Source organism: Phytoactinopolyspora endophytica (genome assembly GCF_004138495.1).
Lineage (GTDB): Bacteria > Actinomycetota > Actinomycetes > Jiangellales > Jiangellaceae > Phytoactinopolyspora > Phytoactinopolyspora endophytica.
Map to the genome: position 1 here is coordinate 36,474 of NZ_ML142875.1, position 4,824 is coordinate 41,297.

7 protein-coding genes are annotated in these 4,824 nt (G+C 67.6%); 1 reads left to right on the forward strand and 6 read right to left on the reverse strand.

The window, feature by feature from the left end:
• From ELR45_RS36145 to ELR45_RS39935, 4 genes are all read right to left on the reverse strand, one after another.
• On the reverse strand, window positions 1-188 hold a 188-nt coding region (locus tag ELR45_RS36145; RefSeq protein WP_165368287.1), incomplete at its 3' end, for a hypothetical protein.
• Complete coding sequence (locus ELR45_RS31995; protein ID WP_129669898.1) at window positions 185-859, reverse strand: ABC transporter ATP-binding protein; 675 nt, start codon at window positions 857-859, stop codon at window positions 185-187. The genes ELR45_RS31995 and ELR45_RS36145, both read right to left, overlap by 4 nt.
• Window positions 852-1,424: a PadR family transcriptional regulator gene (locus ELR45_RS32000; protein WP_129669899.1), complete on the reverse strand. Its 573-nt coding sequence runs from the start codon at window positions 1,422-1,424 to the stop codon at window positions 852-854. Before ELR45_RS32000 ends, ELR45_RS31995 begins: the two co-directional genes overlap by 8 nt.
• Window positions 1,425-1,496: 72 nt before the next feature.
• On the reverse strand, window positions 1,497-1,856 hold the full coding sequence (locus tag ELR45_RS39935; RefSeq protein ID WP_205857685.1) for a hypothetical protein: 360 nt from the start codon (window positions 1,854-1,856) through the stop codon (window positions 1,497-1,499).
• 13 nt (window positions 1,857-1,869) lie between these two features.
• Between ELR45_RS39935 and ELR45_RS39940 the strand changes: the two genes are divergently transcribed.
• Window positions 1,870-2,328, forward strand: a complete 459-nt coding sequence (locus tag ELR45_RS39940) for a sortase domain-containing protein (protein ID WP_205857686.1) — start codon at window positions 1,870-1,872, stop codon at window positions 2,326-2,328.
• Window positions 2,329-2,422: 94 nt separating this feature from the next.
• Here the strand turns inward: ELR45_RS39940 and ELR45_RS32010 are convergent, their stop codons facing one another.
• Both ELR45_RS32010 and ELR45_RS32015 read right to left on the reverse strand, forming a co-directional pair.
• Window positions 2,423-3,343, reverse strand: a complete 921-nt coding sequence (locus ELR45_RS32010) for an SMP-30/gluconolactonase/LRE family protein (protein ID WP_129669901.1) — start codon at window positions 3,341-3,343, stop codon at window positions 2,423-2,425.
• Window positions 3,344-3,475: 132 nt separating this feature from the next.
• Window positions 3,476-4,824, reverse strand: a 1,349-nt coding sequence (locus ELR45_RS32015) for an ABC transporter ATP-binding protein (protein WP_205857687.1), incomplete at its 5' end; no start/stop codon positions are given.

Genomic DNA, 4,824 nt, shown 5'->3' on the forward strand with positions numbered 1-4,824 from the left:
GCCAGCAGGCGGCCGACCTCCTGGTCGCTGAAGGCGGTGGTGGTGCCGATGCGGTTCTCGGCGACGGCCCAGACGGTCAGCAGAATCCAGGTGCCGACGGCGCTGGTGGCCAGGACGGACAGCGACCGGGACCGCTCGCCCGGCGAGCCCCACGCCAGCCGGGCGCCGAGCGCGACGGGCGCCGTCATCCGACGACCTGGCGGTGTGAGCGGTCCACCGAGCCGTCGCGCAACTCGATCAGGTCGTCGAGGTGCGAGGCGACCAGGTTGTCGTGCGTCACGACCAGCAAGGTGGCGCCGATGCGGGTGCTCAACGCCACCATCGCGTCGAGTACCGCCTCGGCGTTGACGGTGTCCAGGGAGCCGGTGGGTTCGTCGGCGAGCACCACACGCGGCTCGTGGACCAGCGCCCGCGCGACCGCCGCCCGCTGCGCCTGGCCGCCGGAGACGGCGCCGGTGCGGGCATCGGCGACCTCGGCGATCCCGAGCTCGCCGAGGAGGGCGAGTGCACGGCCCCGGGCGGCGGCGCGCTTGGCACCCAGCAGCTGCAGCGGCAGCATCACGTTCTCGACGACGGTCAGCTCCGGCACGAGATCGCCGAACTGGAAGGCGACCCCCATGCCGGCGAGGCGACGACGGCTGCGCTCTCGATCGCTGAGCCGGGTCAGGTCCTGGCCGTCGAAGACAACGTGCCCACGGTCGGGTACGAGCACACCGGCCAGGCAGTGCAACAGGCTCGATTTGCCCGATCCCGACGGACCCATCAGCGCCGTGCGGGACCCGGCTGCCAGCTTCAGGCTGACGTCACGCAAGGCCGTGGTAGCACCGTAGGACAACCCAACATCGAGCACCTCAAGCATCGTCGCCTCCCACGCCGTCCGGCCCGACGGCGACGGCCGACTGGCTCTCGATCTGCCGGCGGACCGTTTCCAGCCGGGCACCGGACTCCTCGATCCATCGCAAGTCCGCATCCAGATGCGCCAGCTCGTAGGTCAGCGCCAACAGGTCCGGGCCGGTCGCCTGGCGCCGCCTGGCCTGCAGCGTGCGCATCCGCTCCAGGTGCGCTTCTCGCTGCCTGGCGAGTACATCGCCGGCGTCCCGCCCGGATAGCAGCGCCACCGTGACCCGGGCATGCAACGTGCTGGCCGCGAAGACCTCCGGCGACTCCGGGGCGAAGATCCAGTCATCGACCACGCCCGCGCCTTGGGAGGTGATGCGGTAGAGACGGCGGTCCGGACCGTGGCCCGCCGCCACCTCCATCTGATCCGCCAGCCCGTTCTTGGTGAGACGGGCCAGTGTGGAGTACACCTGCCCGAAGGCCAACGGACGTCGACGGGCGAACCAGCGGTCGTAGTTCTGTTTCAACGTGTATCCGTACGCCGGACCGGGCTCAAGCAGAGCCAGCAGCGTCGTCGAGGTGCTCATGGGTCGAACTATACATGCAACGTATACACGCGGGGTATAGTCGCCCGTGGCAGCTGGCTTCACTGGCGGGTGTTACCCCGGTGGCCAGGGTCGGACGTACCGTTGATGCATGCGATCGAGTGTGCTCGCCGCCGGGCTGATTCTTGTGGTGGTGGCAAGCTGCGCGCTCGACACGTCCGAAGCTTCGCGGGGCGAGGTGAGTTCGGCGCCTGCGGCGGCCTCGCCGTCAACGACGCCGCCCGAGACCGGGAATTCGGACGTTCCGTCGTCATCCGCGCGACCGACCGCGTCGCCGTCACCCAGCGCCACACCGACGCCGCCGTCACCCAGCGCCACACCGACGCCGACGACGGAGGCCACCACGCCGTCGGGACCCAGCCCCAGCGATGGCAGGCCGCGTGACGCGACGCTGACCATCGCCGATATCGGCATCGAGAACCTCGATGTGATCGCGTACGAGGGATGGACCGACGACGGTCCGGGCACGGATATCCAGGACGGTGGTGTGGCCGCGAGCCCGTACGGTACACGCGGCGGCGTCGGCCCAGGGGGGATCGGGAACTACCAGGTCACCGCCCACCGGTTGTCATCGACCCAGGCCTTCCTCGACCTGCCGGAGCTCGACAACTCAGACCTGGTGGAGGTGACGGCCGATGGTGTGCGGTACGTCTATGAGATCGTCGAGACCCGCGAGACGTCGTTCCGCTCCGAGGAGTCGCTGGCGGCTCAGCGGGCCGCCGTGCCAGGCCAGCCCGGCGTGGAACCCACCCAGGCGATGATTACCCTCTCGACCTGTGCGACGCCGGAAGATCATGCGGCGGGCAACTACTGGTCCGACGAGTTTGGTAACCCCGAGCACCGCATCGACAAGATCGGCGTGCTGGTCGACGTCAGCCCGGACTGACCTCCTCCACGCTGAGTATCGAGGTGGTCGAGCCGGCGGGCGGCCGCGGCCGGGGACCCTGCGACCCTGGGCTCATGCTCTGGCAGCTGTGAGGTCATCGGTCGACGAGGACGACCTCGTACTGTTCGGCGGTTGGCGGGAGGCCGGTGTCGAACTTGGCGTTGACCAGGGCCAGGCGGTCGCCATGGCGAGCCACGGTCGTCGGTGTCTGGAAATGCGGACTGGTGATGACGTCCTGGACCGTCGCCGAGGACAGGTCAGGGCTCAGTCGCAGCTCGGTCACCTGGTTGAGGAAGTTCTGCACAGCCCAGAGGCGGCCCGCCTCCAGGAGGATTCCGTCGACGAAGGGCAGATCCGCGCCGGAGATGGGCGCGCTTGCTCCCGTGACCGGATCGACCGTGTAGAGGGTCGATTCTTCGGTGTGGGCGACGATCAGTGTCTTCCCATCAGGTGTGACCGCGATCCCGTTCAGGTTGAAGTCACCGGACAGCTGTGCGGCGGGTCCGGAGAGAACCAGGGTGGACGGTGACCCCACCGATCCGTCAGGTGCAATCGGAACGCGGTAGAGCTGGGGCTGGACGGAGTCGGTGAACCATGCCGCGTCTCGGGATAGCGCGACGTCGTTGATGAACGTCCCTTGCCCTGGATCGGCGAGCGTCGGGGCGGCGACATCCGCGCCCGTGCGTGTGTCGTAGACGTATGCCTGGCCCGTGAAACCGCCGGCGACGAAGAGCAGATCGTGCCTGACGTCCGCCTTCATGCCCACGGCCAGCCGGCCATCCGGGGCATCGATGAAGAGGGATGCCTCGCCCGATCGAAGATCGCCCTGATAGATGTCGCCCTGAAACAGGTCCCCGGCGAAGAACTGCGATCCCTTGCCGATAGAGATCCCTTCGGCCGAGCTCGCTCCTGGCAGGACGATCACGTCGGGGAAGGGCTCGGCGGCCGCCGCTGCGGTCAACGACGCTCCGGCGAGTGCTCCGATGACGGATGCCGTGCTGATGATACGTCGCATGATCAAACCCCCTGCGGTGCGGAAACGCGCTCAGCGGAACGGCTGGGGGGCTTGGTTCCACCATCGCGCACCTTGCCACATTGGTCAATACCGTGGCCGGCGCCTATAGCGCGGGTTCGCACGGCCGTTTGCTCAGGCCTGTGCTGCGAACATCTCGTAGAACCGGCCGCGCCGCTGCACGAGATCTTCGTATGTACCGTGCTCGACGACGGTGCCGTCGTCGAGCACGTAGATGTGGTCCATGCCGCGAAGGGTCCATGCGCGGTGGGAGACCACAATCGTGATCCGCTCAGACTTGGTGCGGCTGAGTTCTTGGAAGACTTCCTGCTCGGCTTCGGCGTCGATAGCCGATGTGGGCTCATCGAGGATCCAGATGGGCGCGTTTCGGAGGTAGATCCTCGCGAGGGCGAGACGCTGCCATTGTCCACCGGAGATGCCCACGCCGCCCCACTGCTCTCCGAGTTGCGTGTCCAGGCCGTCAGGCATGGCGCGAACGAACTCACCTGCGCGTGCCGCGTCGAGCGCGGCCCAGATCTCCTCGTCGGCGACCGAGTCGTCGGGGGTCCCCAGCGCGACCGTCTCCCGGACGGTGAACTCGTAACGTCCGAACTCCTGGGTGAGCAGTCCGAACTGTCCCAGCCACGCCGCTTCGCCGATCTGGGTGCGATTGCGCCCGTCGACGGTGACAGTGCCGCCATAGGCCTCGACGAGGCCCAGGACAGCGTTCACCGTGGTCGTCTTGCCGGCGCCGTTGACGCCAACAAGTGCGATCATCTCACCGCGTTCGGCGGTGAGGCCGACGCCCGTGATGGCGGCGTGATCACGGCCGTCGTAGCAGTGGGTCACGTCGGACACGACGAGATTCTCAGCGCTGGGTGCGATTTTCTGCGTGAACGCTGGCGGGGCATCGCGAAAGAAGCGACGGACTGCCGTTGTCTGGGGCTGGAAGTGCAGCAATCGTGCCACCGACTGGCTGCCTTGGGCGGTGGCCGTCATTGCTGCGATGACTCCGTAGACGCCGGCAATTGCAGTGGGTCCGTAGCTCATATCGATGATCACAGCGACCACCGCGGCCCCGAGGAGGATCAGGCCGGCGACTCCGATGCCGACTTGTGCACGCAGCCGTACGGTGATCGGGATGTCGCGTGTCTGTGCGATGTGGACCTGCTGGGCCGAGACCATTCGGCCGAGTCGGTGGGTCGTGCCGAGACTGGCTAGCTCGGTGATCGACCGCTGGCGACTCATGGTGTCGCGCAGGTATCGGTCGCGCTGGTAGATCGCGCCGAGAACCTGCCACATTCGCGCAATGGCCTGGCTGACATACCTACCCGTGATGATCGCCGGCGCCGAAGCAGCCAGGACCAGCACCGCCGTCGTCGGGCTCATCGTAGCGAGCGTGGCAATCACCATGACGGCGGAAACGATCGAGCCCAATGCGCCCATCGCGTCGCCATATACGTGCGACACCACGTCGATGACCG

Bases quoted from the DNA above. Each gene is read 5' to 3' on its own strand.
- ELR45_RS31995 (WP_129669898.1), bottom strand. From the start codon at position 859: ATGCTTGAGGTGCTCGATGTTGGGTTGTCCTACGGTGCTACCACGGCC.
- ELR45_RS32000 (WP_129669899.1), bottom strand. From the start codon at position 1,424: ATGAGCACCTCGACGACGCTGCTGGCTCTGCTTGAGCCCGGTCCGGCG.
- ELR45_RS39935 (WP_205857685.1), bottom strand. From the start codon at position 1,856: ATGCCGATATCGGCGATGGTCAGCGTCGCGTCACGCGGCCTGCCATCG.
- ELR45_RS32010 (WP_129669901.1), bottom strand. From the start codon at position 3,343: ATGCGACGTATCATCAGCACGGCATCCGTCATCGGAGCACTCGCCGGA.